Annotated in this window: 15 protein-coding genes; 8 read left to right on the top strand and 7 right to left on the bottom strand. The window is 49.6% G+C overall.

The window, feature by feature from the left end:
• Nucleotides 1-5 precede the first annotated feature (5 nt).
• Together P2H89_RS13505 and P2H89_RS13500 are read right to left on the bottom strand one after the other, a co-directional pair.
• Nucleotides 6-1,241: an ABC transporter ATP-binding protein gene (locus P2H89_RS13505; RefSeq protein ID WP_275827584.1), complete on the bottom strand. Its 1,236-nt coding sequence runs from the start codon at nt 1,239-1,241 to the stop codon at nt 6-8.
• The gene (locus P2H89_RS13500; protein WP_275827582.1) at nt 1,238-2,101 is read right to left on the bottom strand and encodes an ABC transporter permease; all 864 of its coding nucleotides are present in this window, start codon (nt 2,099-2,101) and stop codon (nt 1,238-1,240) included. Before P2H89_RS13500 ends, P2H89_RS13505 begins: the two co-directional genes overlap by 4 nt.
• 131 nt (nt 2,102-2,232) lie before the next feature.
• Between P2H89_RS13500 and P2H89_RS13495 the strand changes: the two genes are divergently transcribed.
• From P2H89_RS13495 to P2H89_RS13485, 3 genes are all read left to right on the top strand, one after another.
• Entirely contained in the window at nt 2,233-3,960 is a 1,728-nt protein-coding gene (locus P2H89_RS13495; RefSeq protein ID WP_275827581.1) for a M14 family metallopeptidase, read from the top strand.
• An 86-nt stretch (nt 3,961-4,046) separates the two neighbouring features.
• Complete coding sequence (locus P2H89_RS13490; protein ID WP_275827579.1) at nt 4,047-5,153, top strand: TonB family protein; 1,107 nt, start codon at nt 4,047-4,049, stop codon at nt 5,151-5,153.
• 273 nt (nt 5,154-5,426) lie between these two features.
• On the top strand, nt 5,427-6,269 hold the full coding sequence (locus tag P2H89_RS13485) for a hypothetical protein (protein ID WP_275827577.1): 843 nt from the start codon (nt 5,427-5,429) through the stop codon (nt 6,267-6,269).
• 118 nt (nt 6,270-6,387) lie between these two features.
• On the opposite strand, the gene P2H89_RS13480 is transcribed toward P2H89_RS13485, so the two are convergent.
• From P2H89_RS13480 to P2H89_RS13465, 4 genes are all read right to left on the bottom strand, one after another.
• Nucleotides 6,388-7,596 (bottom strand): MFS transporter, encoded by a 1,209-nt coding sequence (locus P2H89_RS13480; RefSeq protein ID WP_275827575.1) that lies wholly within the window; start codon nt 7,594-7,596, stop codon nt 6,388-6,390.
• Nucleotides 7,597-7,930: 334 nt separating this feature from the next.
• The gene (locus P2H89_RS13475; RefSeq protein ID WP_275827573.1) at nt 7,931-8,398 is read right to left on the bottom strand and encodes a carboxymuconolactone decarboxylase family protein; all 468 of its coding nucleotides are present in this window, start codon (nt 8,396-8,398) and stop codon (nt 7,931-7,933) included.
• Nucleotides 8,399-8,467: 69 nt separating this feature from the next.
• Nucleotides 8,468-9,298, bottom strand: coding sequence for a sigma-70 family RNA polymerase sigma factor (locus P2H89_RS13470; protein ID WP_275827571.1), 831 nt, complete (start codon nt 9,296-9,298; stop codon nt 8,468-8,470).
• Nucleotides 9,299-9,425: 127 nt separating this feature from the next.
• The gene (locus P2H89_RS13465) at nt 9,426-14,825 is read right to left on the bottom strand and encodes an alpha-2-macroglobulin (protein ID WP_275827569.1); all 5,400 of its coding nucleotides are present in this window, start codon (nt 14,823-14,825) and stop codon (nt 9,426-9,428) included.
• 507 nt (nt 14,826-15,332) lie between these two features.
• On the opposite strand from P2H89_RS13465, the gene pbpC reads away from it, so the two are divergent.
• A complete protein-coding gene (gene pbpC, locus P2H89_RS13460; protein WP_275827567.1) occupies nt 15,333-17,612 on the top strand; it encodes a penicillin-binding protein 1C in 2,280 nt (759 codons plus the stop codon).
• Nucleotides 17,613-17,668: 56 nt separating this feature from the next.
• On the opposite strand, the gene P2H89_RS13455 is transcribed toward pbpC, so the two are convergent.
• On the bottom strand, nt 17,669-18,388 hold the full coding sequence (locus tag P2H89_RS13455) for a head GIN domain-containing protein (protein ID WP_275827565.1): 720 nt from the start codon (nt 18,386-18,388) through the stop codon (nt 17,669-17,671).
• A 264-nt stretch (nt 18,389-18,652) separates the two neighbouring features.
• Between P2H89_RS13455 and guaA the strand changes: the two genes are divergently transcribed.
• From guaA to P2H89_RS13435, 4 genes are all read left to right on the top strand, one after another.
• Complete coding sequence (gene guaA / locus P2H89_RS13450; protein WP_275827563.1) at nt 18,653-20,188, top strand: glutamine-hydrolyzing GMP synthase; 1,536 nt, start codon at nt 18,653-18,655, stop codon at nt 20,186-20,188.
• A 109-nt stretch (nt 20,189-20,297) separates the two neighbouring features.
• Nucleotides 20,298-21,500: a hypothetical protein gene (locus P2H89_RS13445; RefSeq protein ID WP_275827561.1), complete on the top strand. Its 1,203-nt coding sequence runs from the start codon at nt 20,298-20,300 to the stop codon at nt 21,498-21,500.
• A 95-nt stretch (nt 21,501-21,595) separates the two neighbouring features.
• Nucleotides 21,596-22,618 carry a ligase-associated DNA damage response exonuclease gene (locus P2H89_RS13440; protein ID WP_275827559.1) on the top strand — a complete coding sequence of 341 codons (1,023 nt, stop codon included), beginning with the start codon at nt 21,596-21,598 and terminating at the stop codon, nt 22,616-22,618.
• Nucleotides 22,619-24,268: an ATP-dependent DNA ligase gene (locus tag P2H89_RS13435; protein ID WP_275827557.1), complete on the top strand. Its 1,650-nt coding sequence runs from the start codon at nt 22,619-22,621 to the stop codon at nt 24,266-24,268.
• Nucleotides 24,269-24,293: the final 25 nt, after the last annotated feature.

Here is a 24,293-nt window from a genome sequence, read left to right as displayed (position 1 = left end):
TAAATTTATACACTTCCAAAACTAAAAGGGAATTGAGGCCTTACGGCACCCTTCCATTTTCCATACCAGTTGGTGTTTTCCCGGTAGTCGGCCACTTCAAAATGTATGCCTCCCTCGTGATAGTACACCGGTATGGAAGTATCGCGCACGATGATCAGCGAAAAATAATAAGCTCCGTCATTGAGAAAATGAGCAGGTATTTTGCATTCACCCTGCACCAGCCCGCCTGCACACGCTGTAGCTGGCGATGCTACATCAAAAATGCACTCACCGGCATAATTGTATAGATGCAGCCCGGCATTGAGTAAGGCCCCCGCCACCTCGTTGCGGATGCTGAACTTCACCGTAAGGGACGTGCGAACGTCGATAGAAACAGCCCCTTCCACAAGCTCAGGGATCAATTCGAACGACATGATCCTTACAAATTCATTCCCTGGTGCCAACGCTGGATCGTCCCACTGTTGCCGCAGCTTGTGCTGTTGCAGACTGCCAACATACCTGTTTACCACCTCGGTGGCCGACCCTATGGTCACCATTTGCCCCCGTTGCAGCCACATGGCCTGTTTGCACAAATGATGTACCGCCTGCATATTATGGCTTACAAATAAAATGGTACGTTGCCCATCACCTGAGAGTTCTTTCATCTTATCGAGGCATTTCTTCTGGAATGACGTATCGCCCACAGCCAGCACCTCATCCATAATAAGGATATCCGGCTCAAGATGGGCAGCCACAGAAAACGCCAGTCGCACATACATGCCGGACGAATATCTTTTTACCGGGGTATCGATAAATTGTTCAATGCCCGAGAAGGCAACGATCTCGTCGAACTTCTCTTTGACGCGTGCTTTGTTCATACCCAGCAAATAGCCACTGATGAATATGTTCTCCCTGCCTGAGAGTTCAGGATGAAAGCCTGTTCCTACCTCCAGTAAACTACCCACCGTTCCCCTTCCACGTACCCGGCCTGTGGTGGGTTGAATGATGCGCGAAATAATCTTGAGGAGAGTGGATTTGCCGGCACCATTATCGCCGACGATTCCCCAGATATCACCGCGCTGCATCGTAAAATCGATATCCTTCAACGCCCACAACGTTCCAGGATCCGTCCTTTCCCGGAAAAAAGGATCGGCATTACCCCGCCACCATCGCTGAACATCCTGCCTGATGGAGCCAGTACCGGTAGGACCCAACCGGTATCGTTTCGATATATGTTGTGCTTCTATAACAACGTTGCTCATACTACATCGATCAGCCTTGCGGCCTGTTTATTGAACCATGCCAATGCAAATACAAATAGAATGACGATACAGGTAGCGCTGTACCACAAGCCGCTGGTGGTGAACTGCCCCTGCCCCAGCAAAGCATAGCGGAATACTTCAAACAATGAAGACAGCGGGTTGATCTGCACCAGCCACCGGATGCTATCGGGCACCAGTGACAATGGATAGATAACTGGCGTTACGAACATAAACAGCCGGATACCGAGGTGCACAATATTCGACAGGTCGCGATACCGCGCGGTAAGGATAGAAAAGATCAACCCCAACGATAAAGCGAAAGCAGCCGTTAGCAAGATCGCCACCGGAAGGAAAAGCACCCAGTAATTTAAGCCAAATGAATACTGGCGGAATAATCCAAAATACATAAAAACCGCCAGCAGCAGTACGCCCTGTATCGCAAACCGGGCCAGGTGGGTGCCGGCTATGGAAAAAGGAATGATCAGTCGGGGGAAATACACTTTACTGTATAAATAGCTATAATACGTGAAAATAAAAGCGGTACCGGTAAACAGGTCGTTGCACAGGCCCCACAGAAGGATGCCGCACAAGAAGAACAATACCGGGGGCGCTGTGCCCGTATTCACCCCCATCCATTTGCCAAACACCAGCACATACACGAGCAAGGTGAGTGCGGGCTGCAGCACTACCCATAGGGGGCCCAGGATGGTTTGCTGGTAGTTGATCAAAAACTCGCGCCGCACAAGGCGCGCCAGCAAGTGACGGTAATCCCAGAGCGATCGAAATGACAAGGAAACCCATTTGGTGGTGCTATTGGCTTCCCAGTCCCAGTGTTCATTGGTACCAGCTTCTACGGCCATGGATTGATATTATGCTTAAAGATAATAATTCAACACCGGTCATCATAGTCGGCCTGCATTAAAATGAATTAAACCACACTACGCTGCTCATTCCAGGCGGCTGCCTTATTTTTATGCCTTAAGTAACAACAATGAGAAAACTTCTATTGATCCTTGTAGCCTTTGCACCATCCCTGCTCCGGGCGCAGACCATCAACACCCGGTACGAACAATCCAATCACCTCGAAACACCCACCTACCAGGAAGCCATCGCCTGGTGGAAAATGCTGGACGAAAAGTTTCCACAGGTAAAAATGCAAACCATGGGCCTCACTGATGCAGGCTTTCCCCTGCACCTCGTGATCGTGAGCGCCGACAAGGATGTCAATATCACCAGTCTCAAAAAGAAAGACCGCCGCTTCATACTCATCAACAACGGCATTCATCCTGGCGAACCCGATGGTATCGATGCCAGTATGTTGCTCGTGCGCGATATCGTGACCCGTAAAAAAACACTGCCCGCCAATGTAGTGCTGGCCATTATCCCCGTATACAATATCGGCGGATGCCTCAACCGCAGCGCTTTCTACCGGGTAGACCAAAACGGCCCTAAAGAGTTTGGCTTTCGCGGCAACTCCCAAAACCTCGACCTTAACCGCGACTTCATTAAGAGCGACTCACGCGAAGCCAGGTCTTTTGCAGAAATATTCCACCTCACCGACCCTGATGTGTTTGTCGACAACCACGTCAGCAATGGAGCCGATTACCAGCACGTCATGACGCTGTTATCCTCACAGCACAGCAAATTGGGCGGCGCCATGGGCGAATACCTCAATAAACAATTTGAACCGGGCATTTACAGCCTCATGAAACAAAAGGGTTACGATTTAGTACCTTATGTCAGCTTCGGTGGTAATACGCCCGATGCCGGTCTCACCGCCTACTTCGATGGGCCCCGCTACAGCAGCGGTTATGCTACGCTTTGGCACACCTTTGCCTTTGTACCCGAAACGCATATGCTGAAAAGTTATGAACAGCGCGTACAATCGACCTATGCCCTGATGGAAAGCTTTATCGCTTTTGCCTCCACCAACAGTGCTGCGATCAAACAGCTGAGAGAGCAAACCAAGCAATCCGTGAAGCAGCAAACCGAATTTCCGGTCAGCTGGATACTGAACAGGGATAAAACAGCCACCGTTACCTTCAAGGGTTTTGAAGCAGGACGCAAACCCAGTGAGGTATCCGGTCTGCCACGGCTTTATTATGACCGCAGCAAGCCTTATGAAAAACAGCTCAAATATTATAACTATTTCGACGCTAAGACGACCATCAGAAAACCGGCCGCCTATATCCTTCCACAGGGCTGGACCCGCGTCATCGATCTCCTAAAGATCAACAAAGTGCAAATGAAGCCACTGGCGAAAGACACCAGCATCGAAGTAGAAGTGTATCGCATCGAAGACTACAAAACCTCACCCCGTCCTTATGAAATGCACCATCTCAACAGCGACGTGAAGCTGAGCAGCAGTGTTCAAAAGGTCAGCTTCCGCAAGGGAGATTTATATATCCCCATGAACCAGGAAGCTAACCGGTTCCTGATAGAAGTGCTCGAACCTCAGGCCGACGATTCCTACTTCGCCTGGAACTATTTTGATGGCATCCTGGGGCAAAAAGAAGGATTCAGCGGCTACGCTTTTGAAGACATTGCCGCCGAATACCTGAAAGCACACCCTGAGGTGCGCACCAAACTGGAGGAAAGGAAAGCCACGGATACCACCCTGGCCAAAAGCGCCGCAGCGCAGCTGGATTTCGTATATAAAAATTCTCCTTATTACGAGCCAGCCCACCTGCGTTACCCCGTTTACCGGGTTTTGCCCTAATGGCCACCGTTTGCCGAATTAAAAAAGCTGTTAAAAGCCGCGGTAAGCTCTACCGCGACTTTTTTCTATGATGTATCTTCATCCGTATGTATAGAACCTGCTTCCTTCTTTTATGGCTGCTGGGTATTGCCACCGGCCTTACTGCACAAAAAAAGCAGCGCGATACGGTCCGTAAATACCTCGACAGCCGGCTGGCCCTCACCAATAAGGCCAATATGGATTACCCCGCTATGGCTTTCAGGGATGGAGACTATTGGAAGCTGGTAGCTGCTTACGAAGACACTACGCTGTTACTGCGGGTATGGTTCAGGGATGAGGAGTTAACGGTGAAGAACGGCCCATTTACACTCTATCACCGTAAAAATGTCAAGGCGGTAGAGGGGCATTACACCGATAACATCCGGGAAGGCATCTGGAAATCCTGGCATACCAACGGACAGCTAAAAGATTCAGGGGTATTTTACCACAACCATCTTACCGGCACCTGGTTTACCTGGAATGAAAAAGGGCAGCTAACAGCCACTCACGAATATGCTACCGACAAAGCGCAGTTGGCCGTGGTACGTGCCAACCGGGTCGCAGAACGAAGACCATCGCTGCTATCGGGCGATACCAGTGTCGGCATTCTGCGAGGCGTTTCAATGACCTATCACCCCAATGGCAACCTCAAAGATTCAGGCAGTTATGTGGACGACCTTAAAGAAGGGCTGTGGAAAGAGTGGTATGCCAATGGAAAACAGGAATCTTTCGGCACGTATAAAAAAGGTTTGCAAGACGGCGACTGGGAGTATTTCCGGGAGAACGGTCATCGCAGCACCAAAGAGCAATATGCCGGTAACAAAGTAAAGAGGTTGGAATGTTTTGACGAGCAAGGGAATTTCTCCGGCAATACCTGCCCCCTCCTGAAGCCGCCGGTAGCCCTGGGCAAATTCCTCGATTTCGACAAGTATGTAATGGATCATTTATTTTGGCCCGAAGAGTTGAACCGGTCGGATATCGAGGGCAACGTAGAGATAGAGTACATTGTCAATGCTGCAGGAGTAATGGAGGAGCTTAAGGTTACCAGTTCACCGCATAAGGCCATGTCGGATGAAGTATTACGCTTTTTTCGCACCCTTCAATGGTCACCTGCGATGTCGCATAACCGGCCAATTTCTTATCCAATGAAATATGTAGTACCATTTTACCGGTAATATCGCCGGGAATTAGTTGGAACTACACTCAAAACCTACACATTATTAAATATCCGCATCCTTTCTTATGCCGCTCTTATTCTCCTCAATGGCTCATGGAGGTCTGTAACTGAATTAGAAAGGTATTAATATTTTTGCACACGCGTCCGTTCCACGATAAGCTGGCGTAACTTTAATGCGTACCAGCTTGTCAATGTCATGAAAACCTTTTTACTCATACCTATGGTATGGGCATTACTTGTTGCTCCTTCCACTCAGGCGCAACAACACACTATGCCCATTTCTGCAAAATCGGTGTTATTGCCCATTGGGGTGCATCCTACAACACACGCTTCGCCTCCAATCATTATAGACAAAAAGCATCGGCACCAAAGCCAGCTCATTGGATTTTCCGCGAGCGGTGATACGTTGTTTTCCGGGGGCTTCAAGCGTGGGCGTCTGCATGGCACCTGGATGAGTTGGTATCACCCCAGCCAGTTGTGCGATTCGGGCAGGTTAGTGCGTAATGTTCCCGATGGTGAATGGAAAAGCTGGTACAACAATGGCAAACCACGTTCCATCCGCACCTACAATGCTTACCTGATGCACCGGATAAAAGATGAGATACCACGCCGGGGAGGCAAGGCGACTTTCTTTGCGGTAACGGATATCGCGAAATCGGACCCATCCTATGCCTGGCTATTACTCACCCCTACGTATTCATATGTAACGCTTGCCGTCAATGCAGCCAATCCGCAAATTATTGCACCCCGCAATATCGAAGACCGCGTAGAGCAAAATGTATTAAAAGGTCTGCATCCTTATTTACCGCCGTTCACCGAATGCCTGCATCATGGCCTGTACATGAATTTCTATCCCAATGGCAACATGAAAGATTCAGGCTATTACACCAATGGGCTGCGCGAAGGAGTATGGGAAGAATGGATTAACCAGGGCGATATGCGCTCTACCGGTGCTTATCATCGCGGAGTTAAACAGGACACCTGGAAATACTATTCGGCATCGGGCAGGCTTGTTGGCCTGAAGACTTACAACAAACGCGGCCGCGAGATCGCCAGTAAGCGCATCGGCGCCCAATCGGCTTTATCGTCTGCCGAAAGGGCCAGCCTGGAATAGCTGGCCATTGTATCAATTCGGTGGTGATGGCCTTTCAAAAAACAGGCAATGATCAACAAAACCCATTATTGATCATTGGGGTACCCTGATCAGGAAAAATCAGATCAAAGACATTGACTCAATGCAGTTGTTGCTGGCGTGCCAGGCTGCGGGCAATAAAGAAAGTACTGGCAACAATGGTTACACTCAAGTAACCTACCCAACTATAGCGCTGTATCTTTCCGTGCGCACCTTCCACCACGATCATACCCGCAATGATCGACGCTAGTCCGGTAAACAGTTGTTGAAAGGAAGAAATGAAACTCATAAACTGACCACGCTGCGCCGGGTTGACTACCGTCGTGATCATAGCTTGTGCCGGAATATTGCGGCCGGAAGAAAATACGAACCAGATCGCAAAAATGGCCAGTACACCCACGAAAGGTATAGCCGGCATATTGGTGATGAACAACACCGGCACCAGCGAGCAGAACAGGCAAATGGTGAAGATGCGAAACTTGCCATATTTGTCAGACAGCTTCCCGATCAGGAACGACGACACCAGTGTAAAGCTACCACCGATCATATAGATCAAAGGGGTTTGCGTTTTCGAAAACCCCATATTGAATTCCATGTACGGGTTAATAAACGGAATGATCATAAAATGCCCCATGAAGAGGATGCCCGACATGAACAAAGCTGTGATCTGCGGTTTGTTGCGTATGATATCCCCCAGTACTTTGGTAACGGGTGGTTTTACGGTTGTATCGCCTGCAGGCGCTAAATGTATCTTCATCGGCGGCAGGAACCGGATAATAAAAGGAACCAGCGCAATACCCAATATCCCGATAAAGATGAAAGGAGCATGCCAACTGATCAAACTGGCGAGGTATAAACTAAAAGGTACGCCCGCTATCGATGCTACTGAAAATGCCATAAAGATAGTACCCATGGCCTGTCCACGTTTTTCATAGGGGAAAATATCTGCAATGATCGACAACACCTGCGCGCCGATCAAACCACCAAACAGTCCTGTGAGGATCCGCGCAGCCATCAACAAACCTGGTCCTGGTGCAATACCGCAGGAAATAGTTCCTATAATAAAGCCGGTATAGGCAAAGAGCAATACTTTCTTCCTGTCGAACCGGTCGACATAGAAGGCAGCAATCAACCCCGAGATACAGGCGGTGACAGGATAGGCGGCCACGATCAAACTGAAGAACTTTGTCGACATACCGAAATAAGGCATCAGGTAATTGCCCAAAGGCATCATGATCATGAAATCAAGGATATGGGTAAAATTCAGACAGGCCAGGATGAATAAAATGATCCTTTCTTTGCGACTCATATTTTCTCGGTTTAACAGTTGTGGTATCCAACAACAAACCTTTACCAATATTGTTGGTGAAAAAATCCTCTTCGCAGTAATTAGTATGGCGGATGATCAGGAGGGAGCTACAAAGATCGGCCATTTCAAAGATGCGGATTACAGCAATTGAGTCAATGGAAGCGAATGGCGGATGAATGGGGGTAAATTACAAATGGCCCGCAAAAATGCCAATGACCGATAATTACGTGCAGTAGTTATCGATCATTGGCAGAAAGATTGTTAATCCATGGCTATCAGGCGGTTCACCGGAAGTAACCGTCCCGGTGATCTTTCATACCGCCATCTTCCTGCATTAAGCAGTTACAGGGCGTTCCTTTACTTTGTAATTACCGGGCACCGCACCGAATGAACGGGTAAGCCTGTTCCAGGAATTGATCTGCGCAATGGCTAACGTAAGGTTGGCAATTTCATCTTTGGTAAAATACTTGTTCAGTTCATCATGCAGATGATCACTGTGTTGTTCGGCTGGCATATGCGTAAGCACTTCAGCGAATTCGAGTGCAGCCTGCTCTGCGGGCGTATAATAAGGCGTTTCGCGCCAGGCCGATACAGAGATCAAACGCAAAGGTGTTTCACCTGCATGGATCGCTTCTTTGTAATGCATATCGAGACAATACGCACAATTGTTAATCTGTGAAACCCTGAATTTGATGAGCTCCAGGAACTTATGATCAAGTCCACACTTAGCCAGGTATACTTCTACATTGGCCATTACCTGGTACAATCCGTTGGGCAACGAGGAATATGAAATCCTTTCCATAACTGTTTGTTTTTATGATTTATGTATAGAAAACAAACCAGGAGGAAAAAACGTGACAACCGGAACCAATTATTTTTGAAGGAATTTCAGTTTATCGGGATTACGCATGAAATAGATATTGGCCACCTGCCCCTCTTCGATCACAAATATCTGGCAGGTAACCAATTGTCCCTCCAAATAATAAAACAAGGCAGGTTCGTGGTTAACATGCCCCACTTCACAGCGCAGCTTCTGATAGGTCTTATTGTACACACCTTGCAAAAAGCTGATCACCGACTTAATACCCAGCAACGGCCTGGTAGCTGCCACCGCTTTACCGCCACCGTCGGAGACAAGCGTGATCTCATCATGAAACAGCTGTTCCAGCTGCCTGGTATCACCCTGTTGAATTACAGTCAGGTACTTGTTGATGTAATCGGCTTCGACTGGTTTATGTGCGATGGGTGTTCCTTTTTGCAATTGCTCACGCGCTCTGCTCAATAACTTCCTCGAGTTTTCGGCCGTGATATCGAGTACCTGGGCAATTTCATCGTGGTCGTAGTCGAAGGCCTCCTTTAAGATGAAGACGGCCCTTTGTTTTACATTGAGCTTTTCCAGCAATACCATCAATGAATAGGATAACACTTCTTTCTGGATGACTGCCGAATCGGCTCTTTCTGTGGCAACAGGTTCGGGCAGCCAGGGGCCTACATATTCCGACACCGTTTTCTGCTGCCTTTTCTTGGCGTTGATGGCCAGGTTGACCACCGTGCGGATGAGGTAGTTCTTTTTATCTTCTATCCTATCGCTGTCGATAGGGATAAATTTGAGGAAGGCATCCTGTACAATGTCTTTCGCCTCTTCGAGGGAGCCCATGATATTGTAGGCGTAGGTCGTTAACAAAGGACGTAGTTCATTCATAGCTGGGAGCAAAGAGCTCAAAGGTACATGAAACGGCACGTAAACATCCTATCAAAAACCAGGGCCAATAACCGGTGGCACTGCCCACCTGGTTATTGGCCCTGTAATTTATCACAACGCTTGATTTTTATTGAGTCACCCTGATCACACCCGCACCATTATAAGAATGGTATTCTCCATTGTACATGGCGTCGGCACTCACAGGCCCCATGCGGTACAAGCCCGGAGATACGGCGCGTACGGCATAATAGTATGTCTGGCGACCGCTCCTAAGATCAACAAACAAATTGATCCGGTCATCACGCACGTCCAGGTAGGTTGGTGTGGAAGCATCCTTGATCCAGTCCATACCCGGTATTTCCCTGGTACGGGGGTTCTCGATCTCGAAGCCGGCAGGCAGCAGATCGGTGATCACGATATTCTCTACATCGCCATTATAGGCTTTTTCCAAACTAAGCTGCACAATCACCAGGTCGTTCTGCTTAAAGGTATTACCCGTAACGGCACGACCGTAACGGTCGAAGAACTTGCGGCGCACCCGGATATAATTGTCTTCCTCTTTATAGCTGCCGCTTACACTAATCCCTTCGCTCTCCCAGAAATAATAAAGGCGACCTTCTCCCTTGGTGACGATCTCCACATTATTGCTGCCCAATTGCTGTGCATTCAATTTGAGGGTATTAGTCTCCGCTTTTCCTACGGTTTTACCATTCACTTTCACCTCGGCCGTTACAGTGGCTTTGTTGGCAGCCCTTGCCTGTTTGCCCAGTGCCAGGAAACTGAATGAACATTCCTGCGTGCTGAACCAGGTGCGCTGCTTGAGCTTGGTAGCTACATGCGACGTCATTACCGGTACCTGCCCATTGCCGGGATCTACATCCAGCAACGCATTGAGCGCAACCGCCTCATCCCGGATATCGGAGTAGAAACTGCCGCCTGTTTGCGCCACCGATTCTTCGCCGGCAAAGGAGGTTGGTAACATTTCCCTGAACTTCGTTTTATCGCCTGCAATGGCATACGCTACGCTCAGCAGGTATTTACTATCCAGGCTCAACAAGGAAGGATTGGCCTTGTAATAGTTCATGACCGATACATTCGGTTTACCGGCCAATGCAAGCACATACAAGCTATAAGCCACCTCTTTGGGTGCTATCTTCTTTTGCTCTTTCTGGTTATAATAATAGCTGATCGTTTCCCGGTTCTTGAGTCGGTTGTTCATGAAACTGGTAAGTCCGTTCAACAGGCTCTTATCTACATCGAACCCTGCCTTCTGTGCTTCGATCAGGAAGTGTGCAGCATATACAGAGGTCCACCACTGCTCGGTGCCCTCACCATCCCACAGGGTAACACCGCCGGTGTGCAACTGCCGCAGCTTGATCTTGCGGATCGCTTCTAGCACATTATAATTAGCGCCCGATCCGCCGGCCTTTTTCGGATTCATCTGCTGCATCATATCATCATAATACAATTGCGGGAAGGCGGCCGATACGGTTTGCTCCGTACAGCCATATGGATATTGTACCAGGTACCGCAATTGCTTGCCCAGTTCGAGGGCAGGGCTGCGGCTCACCACCAGTTGATAACTTGAACTGCCCGGCATGAAATCATTGAGCGGTATGCTAACCCGTTGTGTATTGCCACCCGAAATAGTTCCTGCACCCGTTTGCACCTGCAAAGGAGAGGCAGGACGCACACCGATCTCGGTTTCGTCATTGAATTTTTCGCCCAGTCCCTGCACTTCAACCGACACCTTACCCACATTAACAGCAGGCGCCGCCACGATCTGGAATACAGCGCGGTTCTCACTATTGGCATTAAGTGATACTGATTGACGGCTATCACCTATTACCTTGAGCGGTCCGCTTACATTCAACGTTGCGGTAGCCGACGTACTCTTCGCCGTCGTATTGGTAATGATCACCGGCACGGTGGCCGTATCGCCGGGGCTCAGGAACCTTGGCAGGGCCGTACTCAATACCAACGGGTCTGCCACAGTAATCGCCGACTCGGTGCTGCCGAAGCTTTCGTCTTTATAAGCAACAGCCATCAGACGTACTTCGCCACTAAACTGAGGAATATCGAATTCGAAGCTCGCATTGCCACTGCCATCGGCTTTGGCGATACCGCTCCAGTAAGAAACGATCTTCACGCGCTTGGCGGGCATGGGGTTCGTACGCTTGTTCATTTCCAGGTCGCCGTCACCACCGGTGCTGCTGAGGCGGGCACGCAGCTCGGGAAACAGCAGGGGGTACATATCATAAGCCTGCACTTCCAGCGATTTGGGGGCATAGAAGTATCCATACGGATCGGGCGTTTTAAAATCACTTACCTGCAACACACCATTGTCTACCGCAGCAAGGGTTACGAAGCTGCCCGGTGTGGCTTTCACTTTCACGGTTTGGTGGGTACGTGACCTTACAGACTTCTGAGCATCTATTTGAACGGCGATCTTGCGATCGTTTTCTTCTACGCGGATGCTCTTGAAGCCATGTGCTACAGTGAGCGGAATTTCACTCAATTCATGTGGCTTGATCAGGGTAGCTGTAACATATACGTTGGGCAGGTGCTCAGCCGACAATTTCAGATCGACCGAAGCGGTACGATTCTCCACATTTACATATTGATAAGAAACGACTTTATCGGTTTCCATGGTCACCAGCATGCGGCCGCTGAAAGGTGTTTTGAACAATACCTTAGCGCTCTCGCCAGTTTGATAGGTCGATTTATCCAGCTCGATATCGATATTGCCTTCAGCATCCACTTCGAACGAGCTGTTATCTCCACCCCAGGAGCCGTAGCTGTAGAATGAAGTACTTACATAGCTCGATGCGCCGGGAATTGATACACGCAACTCATAATTGCCCGGCGAGCGGGGCACAAAAGAATAGGCGGTCGCTTCACCTGTTACAGAAAGTTGCTGCTGCGATACGATCCGGTCTTCCTGCTGCGACTCATAGCGGAAGTAATTCCCTTCTTTGCGCAAGATGGTGCGGTATTCATGTTTGATCACTTTCACATCGGCCTTGCTGCTCGCTACATTTTCGTTTTTGTCGAGCGCTATGATGGGGAAGCGGACCTGCTGATTGAGTGGATAGTAATAATATCCATCATTGCCTACGCCGAAGAACACATTTTGGGTAAAGATATCGGCCGAGGTGCTGCGGCTTACGGGGCGGCCCGTTTCGTCAAATACAGTAGCAAAAAAAGTAGCCTGCAACAATCCTTTATTAGCATAGATATCGGGCACCGAATAGCTGATGGAGGCATTACCATTGTCGTCGGTGCTGCCTTCTTTCACCACATTGTCGAACGACAATCCCTGGTTCTCGAGACCAAAGCTGAACCTGTTGAACTTTTTCGGACTGAAGTATTTCACCTTGGTCTGTATCTCTGCCTCGTAGTTGCGGTTGGCAGCCGGAGGCCCGAAGAAATTGAGCGCATTGATGCTTAAAGTGGTTGAAGCACCAGGCGCCAGCGAAGGTTTGTCCAGTTTGGCCGATACCTTGATCCTGTCGGGCACAAACTCTTCAATGCTGAAGTTCTTTGTTCCGAGCAGCACATCATTGGAGGTGTATACCTCGAGGGTGTAGCTGCCGGTAATGGCCGATACGGCTATATCTACATCAGCTTCCAGGGAGCCCTGGGCATTGAGTGACTTCCGGAAGTTCTTCAGTTCCTTACCATTGGGCATCAGGAACCTCATCTTCACGGGCAGTTCACCGGGCGATTTCCATTGCTTGTCGCGCAGGATCACTGAAAAATTCACTTTCTCTCCTGGCCTGTAAATATCCCTTTCGGCATAAATAAAGGCGTCCATACCGGTGCTGTTGCTTCTTTTACCGCCTACTTCGAAACGCGAAGTGTTCACCCGCGTGGTATTGAAGGGCAGGTAGTTGAAATCATCAGCTGTTTTGGCGATGATCATGGCGGGGCGGAAACCTGCAAACTCCTTGCGGGTGAGCGCCAGTTCGGCCACGCCCTCGGCATTGGTGGTGCCCATACCCAGTACCTGGTTGTTGCCGCCGTAGGCAATCACATTCACGCCATTTACTGCAGCGGCCGATTTAATACTATTGGCAAATACATAGAGTTTATCCTTGCCTTCTTTGGCGATGAGACCCAGGTCAGATTTGGAGATGAACCGGCTATCATTGACCCAGTAGTCGGTAGTGGATCGTATCTTGATATGGTAGATACCTTTGAAATCGGGCAGGCGGTCGTCTACATTAAAAGTAAACAGGCGGCTGTTGCCGAATTTGGGCAGGGTGCGTGTTTCGATCTCTTTTTCAAATACCACATCGCCCATCGATACATCGCTGCTACCGTAGTCTTCCTCGTAATATTCTTCTTCGTCCGAATCCCGGCGCGAATCTTTGGGGTAGTAACCATAGCGCTGTGCAAACAACAGGTTGCTTTCGTATATCTTGGATATGATCACTTTTACCTTTGGTATATTGATGATCTTCACTTCAATATTCTGACTGCCTTTGGCCGACAGGTAAACTCCTTTGCCGTTGGCAAAGCTGAGAGAAGGCTCCAGCTCACCGAAGGCCACATTGCCGTTGTATTCCTCACGCAATACGCCGCCGATCTTACCACGTAAGCCTTTCAATAATTTAAGGCTATAGGTTTTATCAGCATCGAATCCATCACCGCTTATGCTGAAGCCATCTTCCATTTCCTGCACAGTGAATTTTACGGCAGGATCAAATTGAATGCGTGCGGCAAGTCCGTCGAGCAGCACCTGTTGGCTGGTGCGTACATAGACCGTACCGCCGGTACCATCATGTTCGGCCGTAACATCATTAATGCTCAGGTTGAAGGGGGAAGGAATGGTCAGTTTGTTTTCGATGGCCTCTTTGGTACCGTTGGTGCCACCCTCGGGAATAAGTCCCTTGTCGAGCGTCACCACCGCATCGAGGTCTTTGTCTTCTGCTTTTATACCCAATACGCGTAAAGAAACCTTGCTATCGTTCGAAAGCGTGATCACATCATAATTGGCTATTTTACCACCGATCTCCAGCTTCAGCTTTTCCTTGATCGTTGCCGGGTTGACGGGGTAATTGAAATAGAGGTCTACCTGCGGGATGGCATTGGTGCTGCGTTCATCCGTGAGTGTCCACGTTACATTGGTATTATCCAACTGCAGGAATGGCGTAGAGAAGGCAAGATCTTCGGCCTTACCGATCTTTCCATACTTGCTGTGCTGGAGTACGTCGTTATTGATAGTAGCCTTGAAACTGGTGGCCGGCGGTAGCGGGCGGGCCGGGGAGAATACAAGCTGATCGGGTGCTTCCCAACGGAAGCGGCCGGGGATCTTGGGCTCGAAGTCAACATAATCCGTAGAGTCCCATTGATTCAGGAGTGAATCGGCTACCAGTGCCTGATCGAAGCGGAATACCAGGTTACCGAGGGAATGTACTTCCCCTTTGGCATTGGTATAATCGAGGTTGACGATACTTCGATTACAGGCAAGCAAAAAAATAACAACCGATACGGTTGTTAAGGCCAACAGGTGTTTACGCATAAAGGGTTAATATTGATGTGATTGTTAAGGAAAAGCGGGCGAAAAATACAAAATATAGCGGATTACCCAACCTTCGTGGAAGGTATTCGGGTGAATATCCCGGAATACCATGAGAAGGCGGTATCCTTCATGGCAGGCAAAAGCCGCTTACCCACGGGTGAGCTACCCTTGTTACCATGACCGGTAGTTGAAAAGGAACCGGAACCCAGAAATAAAGTTGAAAAGCTAAGGAGGGATGCTGGACGAAGCCATACAGACGATTTCATAGGAAAGTTACATAACGGGTAAAGCCATTTGCAAATTGCAAAAGATAAGTATTTGTTAATTCCCATAAAACTTATTGGCGACACATCAATTCATCCCAGGATCAGCGTTTCTAAATAAGTGAGACACTGTCTCACTATTTACCCGCCAGCATTTCCAACTACCTAATATCTTTACTGCGTGAAAAATATCCGGGGCAAATTGAGGCAAGCAGGCAAATGGGTTTTAATCACCAGCGGTGGTTTGTTTCTTCTATTCCTGCTGCTGCAATGGATTTTCCCCCTGCCCGATAACGTAGAATATTCCACCATCATTACCGATAGTAAAGGAGAAGTAGTCCACGCCTTCCTCACCAAAGACGAGAAATGGCGTATGAAGACCACGCTCGATGAAATATCCCCCCTGCTGCGGAAGACCATTGTTGAAAAGGAAGATCATTACTTCTATTCCCATCCCGGCGTAAACCTGCTGGCCATCGGCCGTGCCATGGCCAAGAACTTATTCCGCCTGAAACGTACGTCCGGCGCCAGCACCATTACCATGCAGGTAGCCCGTGCGCTGGAGCCTAAAAAACGTACCTACGCCAATAAACTGGTAGAAGTATTCCGGGCATTTGAGCTGGAATGGAAGTACAGCAAAGATGAGATCCTTCAACTCTACCTCAACCTGGTGCCCTACGGAGGTAATATTGAAGGCGTCAAAAGCGCGTCTACCCTCTATTTCAATAAAAACCCCGACCACCTCTCCCTGGCCGAGATCACTGCACTGTCCATCATTCCCAACCGGCCTTCGAGCCTCGTTATCGGTAAGAACAATGACCGGATCGTTCAGGAACGTAACCGTTGGTTGAAGAAATTTGCTGCCGACAAGGTATTTACGGAGAAAGAGATCAGCGACGCCCTCGACGAACCGCTCAATGCCACCCGGCATGAAGTGCCTAAGCTGGTGCCACACCTGGCCTGGCAGCTTAAAAAGCAGGGGGGCGATATCATCGCCACCTATATCGACATGCACAAGCAAACCCAGGTCGAAAACCTGGTAGAAGATTACATACGCTCCCTGCGCCTGAAAAACATCCGCAACGCAGCGGTGGTGGTCATCAACAACCAAACCCACCAGGTGGTATCATATATCGGTTCCGCCGGTTTTTATGATACGCTCGATGGCGGACAGGTCAATGGCGCTGCCGCCATCCGCCAGCCGGGCAGCACCCTGAAGCCCTTACTATACGGACTGTGCATCGATGAAGGGTTGATGACCCCCAAAGCGGTGATCACCGATGTGGCCGTTAATTACGAAGGATACGCTCCGGAGAATTATGACAAGCAATTCAACGGCTATGTCACTGTCGAATACGCGCTCGAACATTCGCTCAATATCCCGGCAGTAAAGGCCATGCGCATGCTGGGCAAGGACAAGCTCATTCAAAAACTGGGCGCCTGCAATTTCCGGCAGATCAAAAAAGACCAGCCAAAACTGGGCTTATCGATGGTGTTGGGCGGCTGTGGCGCCACCCTCGAAGAACTGACCGGTCTGTACAGTACGTTTGCCCATGAAGGAAAATACTACCGGCCATTGTACACGCGCTCGGTAGACGATACCATGGCAGCTACCACCCTCGTCGATCGCAACGGCTACCGGGTCATTAGCCCTGCGGCCACCTTTATGATCAACGAAATCCTGTCGAAGGTGAACCGGCCCGACTTTCCCCTCAACTGGCAAAGTACCGAGCATATGCCCAAGATCGCCTGGAAAACAGGCACTTCTTACGGCAGGCGCGATGCCTGGAGCATCGGGTACAACAGGAACTACACGGTTGGCGTGTGGGTTGGCAACTTCTCTGCATTGGGTATTCCCGAACTCAGTGGCGCCAACGTGGCCACTCCCCTGCTGTTTAAAGTATTCAACACGATCGACTACGACAGCGACCAGGAATGGTTTACCCGTCCGCAGGATTGCGACAGCCGCATCGTTTGCTCCGAAACCGGTATGCTGCCCGGCGAACATTGCCCCAATACCATCAGCGATTATTTCATACCGCTCATCTCTGCCACCCAGGCCTGCAACAATATGGAGGAAGTGATGCTGTCGGCCGATGAAAAAATGTCCTATTGCAAAAGCTGTATGCCCGATTTGGGCTATAAGAAGAAATGGTATAAGGTGGTTACGGCCGATATGCAGCAGTATTATGAGGAGCACCGGATCGCCTACGAAAAGATACCTGCCCACAATCCCGACTGCGAAAAGGTATTTTCGGGCCGGGCGCCCGCTATCACCTCGCCGCGCAATGGGGCCGAATACCTCATCAGCCGTAAGCATCCCGAGCCTTTGCAGCTCACCTGTCAAACAGGCAATGATGTGAGTAAAGTGTATTGGTATATCAACAACCAGTACTATAAGACGGCTGAAGCGAAGGCTAAGCAATTTTTTGTACCCGAAGAAGGGCCGGTGAAGATCTCCTGTACAGACGATAAAGGGAGGAACAGGGATATCTGGATCACTGTGAAGTATATAAACTTATAAGTGGCAGACAAAGGACCAATCCCCTGCCTGCCACTTACTTATTAATGAAATAATTATTAATCGATCTTTTTAAGGCTGCCGTTGCCGGTGATGTTGGTAGAAGTTTGGGGATTGCCTTTGTAACGCACATCGCCGTTTCCGCCGATACGCACATCCAGTTTTACGCTGGCGGCTACCACCGCTTCTCCATTACCTAGTATTTCCACTTTCGTATTCTCGGTTTGCAGGTTGCCGGCATCGATATTGCCATTGCCGGTGGTTCTGCATTGAAAATCGCGGGCCTGACCGACGATGTCGATACCGCCGTTGCCGGTAAGCTCGGCATCAATGGCAGGCGCATCTACATCCAGCTTCATCACCGCGTTGCCGCTTACATCGATGTCGACCTTTGTGCTGTCGGTGATCTTGGTGGTGCTGGTAATGCCGCCGTTGCCGCTGGCATGGATCTTATTGAGGCGGGGAGCGGTAACATACACTTTAAGGGAGCGGCGTGGTTTGAGGTTGAAACCGTCTTCAGTAGAAATGTGCAGGATGCCATTTTCTACATAGGTTTCAATGTAGGGAATCAGGTTATCTTCCCCTTCTATCTTTACGGAAAAAGGTCCGATGCCGACATAGGTCTCCAGATTGTCCATCGATTTAACGCCGGTAAAACCTGTTTCGGACCGGTCTTCGGTTTTCATATTTCCGTTTCCTTTAACGCGCTTGCCTCCTACAAAATCGCAGGATGCCAATAAAGTTGTTGCTGTAACGAGTATCAGTAGGATCTGTTTCATGTAAATGGGTGTTTTGGCGATCACAAAAATGCTGAATTATATTGATTTTATAGTGATTAGACGCAGCCTTCAATAAAAGGTTACGGTTCGGCACGTGTAACCTTTGCCGGATAATACCGGCTATACCGGCAATTGTGCGTTGGTGCCCCGATCGGTCCGGTTTGGGCAAACCGCATGAAAACTAGGCTGTTGGGAACCCGTTTTCACGCACCAGGAGCAAAAAGCAGTATCCAAAAACGGAAACTTTATTACCTTCGCACCACCATGACGGAAAAGATTCTCATTCTCGATTTCGGCAGTCAGTATACTCAATTGATTGCCAGGGCCGTCCGGGAGGCCAGCGTTTATTGCGAAATAGTCCCTTACCATCACAAAATTGAATTCGATCCCTCTTTAAAGGGTATCATATTGTCGGGTTCGCCCTTCTCGGTGAACGATGCCAATGCACCCCTGGTAGATGTGGATAGCCTGCATCAGAAATTGCCGGTACTCGGTGTTTGTTATGGCGCACAGCTTACCGCCAAACAATACGGCGGCAAGGTGGCCAACAGCAACAAACGCGAATATGGCCGCGCCCTGATGCACAAACAAAAGGAAGATGTGTTGCTGAAGGATGTGACAGAAATGTCGCAGGTGTGGATGAGCCATGCCGATACCATTCTGGATCTTCCTAAAGGATTCGAGGTACTGGCCAATACAGACGCCATTCCTTACGCAGCCTTTAAAAAGAATGGTACGGGAGAGCAACCATTGTACTGTGTACAGTTTCATCCGGAAGTATACCACTCCATCGAAGGCAAAAAGATCTTAAAGAACTTCCTCGTAAATATTTGCGGCGTTAAGCAGGATTGGACCTCGGCCCACTTCATCACCGACACCGTTGCTGCCCTCAAAAAACAGATCGGCGATCGTAAAGTGATCATGGCCCTCAGCGGCGGTGTTGACTCTACCGTAGCAGCCACCCTGATCCACAAAGCTATCGGCGACCGCCTCTATGGCATCTTCGTCGACAACGGCGTTTTGCGTAAAGGAGAATTTCAACAGGTACTCGACACCTATGCCACCATTGGTCTTAACGTAAAAGGCATCGATGCGAAGAACCTCTTCTATAAAGAACTCGCGGGCAAAACCGATCCCGAAGCCAAACGTAAAGTGATCGGTAAATTGTTCATCGACGTATTCCAGGAAGAAGCGAAGCAGGTAGAAGGAATCGGCCTGCTGGGTCAGGGTACTATTTACCCCGACGTTATTGAAAGCGTTTCTGTACACGGACCGTCGGTAACGATCAAATCGCACCACAACGTAGGTGGCCTGCCCGATATCATGCACCTTGAGCTGGTAGAGCCCCTGCGCGCCCTCTTCAAAGATGAAGTACGCCGTGTAGGAGCCGAGCTGGGCATCCCGGCCGACCTGCTCAACCGCCATCCCTTCCCCGGTCCCGGACTGGCCATTCGTATTTTGGGTGAGATCACCCCTGATAAAGTAGCCTTGCTGCAGGAAGCAGATGCACGTTATGTCAATGGGCTGAAAGAGCATAACCTCTACGACCAGGTATGGCAGGCGGGCGCTATCCTCCTCCCTGTAAAGAGTGTAGGCGTTATGGGCGACGAACGTACCTATGAATTTACTGTTGCGCTTCGCGCAGTAACCTCTGTAGATGGTATGACGGCCGACTGGGCACACCTTCCCTACGATTTCCTGGCACACATTTCGAACGAGATCATCAATAATGTGAAAGGGATCAACCGGGTTGTGTACGACATCAGCAGCAAACCTCCTGCAACGATTGAGTGGGAATAACCGTCTTGATCATAATCCTTGTATTTCAATAAAATATCTGTACGGTGCAGCGCGTTATTGCCTGCACGTACAGATATCTCTACTAAGGAACATATCATAACGAACCATTATGAAAAAGAATAGCCTTCATATCCTTCTCTTTATCCTGGCCCTCTTGTCCTGGACTATTTCTTTTTCTCAAACCGACTCCACCGTCGCTCAAGCAGATACTACTCCCAAACGTCACCATATTGCGGTATTTGCGCCGCTTTACCTCGATTCGGCATTTGATGCCACCGGGCAGTACCGTTACGCGAAAAGCTTTCCCAAGTTCATCAACCCTGGTCTGGAATTTTGGGAAGGCGCCCAGCTGGCCATCGATTCCATGAAGAAGGAAGGTCTGCAGCTGGATGTGCATGTGTACGATACCCGGTCGGCTTCGCAACCATTGATGACGGTATTGCAAAGCGATGCCATCAAAAACATGGACCTGCTTATCGGACACGTGAATGTGAACGAAGCCAGCCTCCTGTCGAAGATGGCAGCCAACCTGTCGATCCCGTTCATCAACGCAAACCTGCCCAACGAAGCAGGCGCTACCAATAATCCTTACTATGTCATCCTCAATTCAACATTGATGACACAGTGCGCCGGCATCTATAAATTTTTACAAAAGAACTTCTCGGTATCCACCATCGTGGTGTTCCGTAAAAAAGGAGCGACTGAGGATGTGTTGAGGAACTATATCAGCGAAGCGGAGAAGTCTACAATGGGTGTGCCGTTAAAGCTGAAATATGTTACCCTGGAAAACAACTTCACGCAGGAAGATATTACCGATTACCTCGATAGCAACAAGACCAATGTTTGCCTCGTTGCCAGCCTCGACGCCTTTTTCGGTCAGCAGATCTGTCAGCACCTCGCTGCCATAAGCACCAGTTATACTTCCACTGTGATCGGTATGCCTACCTGGGACCAGTTCGATTTTGAGAAGCCGATCTTCAAAGGCATTGAAGTTTATTATGGTACACCGTTCTATGTGAACCCTGCCGATAAACTGGCCGTAGCCCTCAACGAATATTTCCGCGTCAATTTCTATTCACGGCCATCGGATATGGTGTTCCGTGGCTATGAATCCCTTTACCATTTCAGCCACCTGCTGAACATTCATGGAAAAAACGTTAACTCTGCGCTGGGCGATAAAAAGTTCAAGCTTTTCAACGAGTTCGACGTGCAACCCGTGATCGATAAAAAGACCATGACCCTCGATTATTTCGAAAACAAGAAGTTGTACTTCATCAAGAAGGTAGATGGCGTAGTAAAAGCCGTCTATTAAGGATCCCCGGGCAAGGCCCTAAAATTGCATTCCTATTCCCCATAACAGGCGGCGCAGCAGGAACATTCGGCGCATTTTCCTGTTACTCAACAGCAATGGGGCAAATCATAGAATTCACCGATAAGGGGCTCTACTGCCCCGCGGGCCGGTTTTACATCGATCCCTGGGAGCCTGTCGACAAAGCCATCATCACCCATGCCCACAGCGACCACGCCCGCGCCGGTCACAAAGCCTACCTAAGTCACCACGATACGATCCCTTTTTTGCAACTACGGCTGGGCGAGCATGTCTACCAGGGTATCGGCTGGAATGAACTGATCTACCTGAATGGCGTAAAAGTTTCACTTCACCCGGCAGGTCATATTATTGGCTCATCGCAGGTGCGGATAGAGCAACAGGGAGAAGTATGGGTCGTGAGCGGCGACTACAAAGTGGAGAATGATGGCATTAGCGGCGCTTTTGAACCGGAACCCTGTAATGTCTTCATTACCGAATCAACCTTCGGATTGCCCATCTATAACTGGAAACCCCAGGAAACCATCTACAACGACATTCGCCACTGGATACACGACAATCAACTGGCCGGCAAAACCTCCGTGCTGATTGCCTATAGCCTCGGAAAAGCACAAAGAGTATTGCAGGCAGTAGCGCCGCTAACGGGCAACATCTTTGTGCACGGTGCTATCTACAATACACACCAGGTATTGACCAGGGGAGGGTGGAATTTGCCGGAGGTAATACGTGTTACCCCCGAACTGCCCAAAGATGCCTACAAAGGACAAGTGGTTATTGCGCCGCCTTCTGCAGACGGCACGTCCTGGATGCGGCGCTTTGCTCCTTTCAGTGTTGGTGTATGCAGTGGTTGGATGCAGGTGCGGGGGCATCAACGAAGGAGAAATGCAGATGCGGGCTTTGCCCTGAGCGACCATGCCGATTGGAAAGGCTTGCTCGAAGCAGTTAAGGCAACGGGCGCTTCCAAAGTGTTTGCCACCCATGGTTTCCAAAGTGTATTCAGCCGCTACCTCAACGAACAGGGCATTGAAGCCGCAGAAGTTAAAACAGCGTTTGGCGGCGAGGAGGAAGAGGTTGTTACTGAACCTGAAAAAGCGGACGAATAGTTGAAAAACGGTCAACACGATACGATCTCATTGGCAGGCACAGGCGGCATGCAGCAGTTTGCGCAACTGGTACAGGATCTGGGCATGAGCACCAAGACCAATGATAAGCTCAACGCGCTGGTGCAGTATTTCACCCACGCCGATGCCAGAGACAAAGTGTGGGTCATCGCGCTTTTCAGCGGCCGAAGGCCGCATCGTACAGTCAACTCCACACAGCTGCAATCCTGGTGCGCCGAACTGGTTCAACTGCCGCTTTGGTTGCTGGAAGAATGTTATCATACGGTGGGCGATCTCTCTGAAACCATTGCGCTACTGATTCCTGAACAACTTGCAGCGGATCGTACAACAGGCAAGCCGCTTCACTATTACGTGGAGCAGTTCCTCCAACTGGAAAAGGCAGAGGAAGCGCTTAAAAAGGAATTCATTCTTCAGTCATGGCAGGAACTCAGCAGCAAGGAAAGATTTGTATTCAATAAATTACTCTCGAGCACCTTTCGCGTAGGGGTATCCCAAAATATGATGGTCAATGCCCTGGCAAAAACAGTCCAAATAGAGCCTAGTGTGATCGCCCATCGCATCAGCGGCAACTGGGATCCTGTAACTACCGGGTTCGATGATCTGCTGCTGGCAGCCGGCGACACCATCGACCACTCGAAGCCCTACCCGTTCTACCTGGCCTACGCCATCGAAGAAGAGGTGGCCAACCTCGGCGCCCCTGCGGAATGGCAGGCTGAATGGAAATGGGACGGCATCCGCGGACAGATCATCAAGCGAAACGGTCAGGTATTTGTTTGGAGCCGGGGCGAAGACCTTATCACGGATAAGTTTCCTGAATTTGCCGTTCTGGCCAGCCGGTTGCCCGATGGTGTGGTGATCGATGGTGAGGTTCTCCCGATCAAAGATGGGCAGGTACTCAACTTCAATGTGCTGCAAACCCGCATTGGGCGCAAGAACGTTACCAAAAAGCATTTACAGGAGGCACCGGCCGGATTGTTTGCCTATGACCTGCTGGAACTTGATGGTCAGGATATACGCCACCTGTCGCTCACAGAAAGGCGGGCCGCCCTGGAGCAGCTGATCGGTTCCCTGCAATTGCCTTTCATTCAGCTATCCCCCATCGTTGCCTTTAATGACTGGAAGCAGCTCACCGAAATACGCGAGCAGTCCCGAAGCCTCAACAGTGAAGGACTGATGTTGAAACGCAAATCATCGGCCTATCTCGTAGGCCGCAAACGGGGCGACTGGTGGAAATGGAAGATAGATCCACTCACGATCGATGCGGTAATGATCTATGCACAGAAGGGAACGGGGCGCAGAAGTAACCTTTACACCGATTACACTTTTGCCGTTAAGGACGGCGATCAGCTGGTATCCTTCGCGAAAGCTTACAGCGGATTGACGGATAAGGAGTTTGCCCTGGTAGATGCGTTCGTTAAGAAAAACTCCATAGAAAAGTTTGGCCCGGTGCGCACTGTCAAACCCGAACTCGTGTTCGAGATCGCCTTTGAAGGCATTGCTGCCAGCAACCGGCATAAATCGGGTGTAGCGTTACGGTTCCCCCGTATCAGCCGCTGGCGAACCGACAAAAAGGCCGATGAGATCAATACCCTTGAAGATCTCAAGAAAATGCTGGAACGATACGGGAAGTAAGAGGCTTAAATTGTACCTTGAAAGA

The sequence above is a fragment of the Paraflavitalea sp. CAU 1676 genome (genome assembly GCF_029223285.1).
In the GTDB taxonomy this organism is placed as follows: Bacteria; Bacteroidota; Bacteroidia; order Chitinophagales; family Chitinophagaceae; genus Paraflavitalea.
The sequence above is the reverse complement of the archived record's forward strand: the minus strand, read 5'-3'. Positions and strand labels throughout refer to the sequence as shown.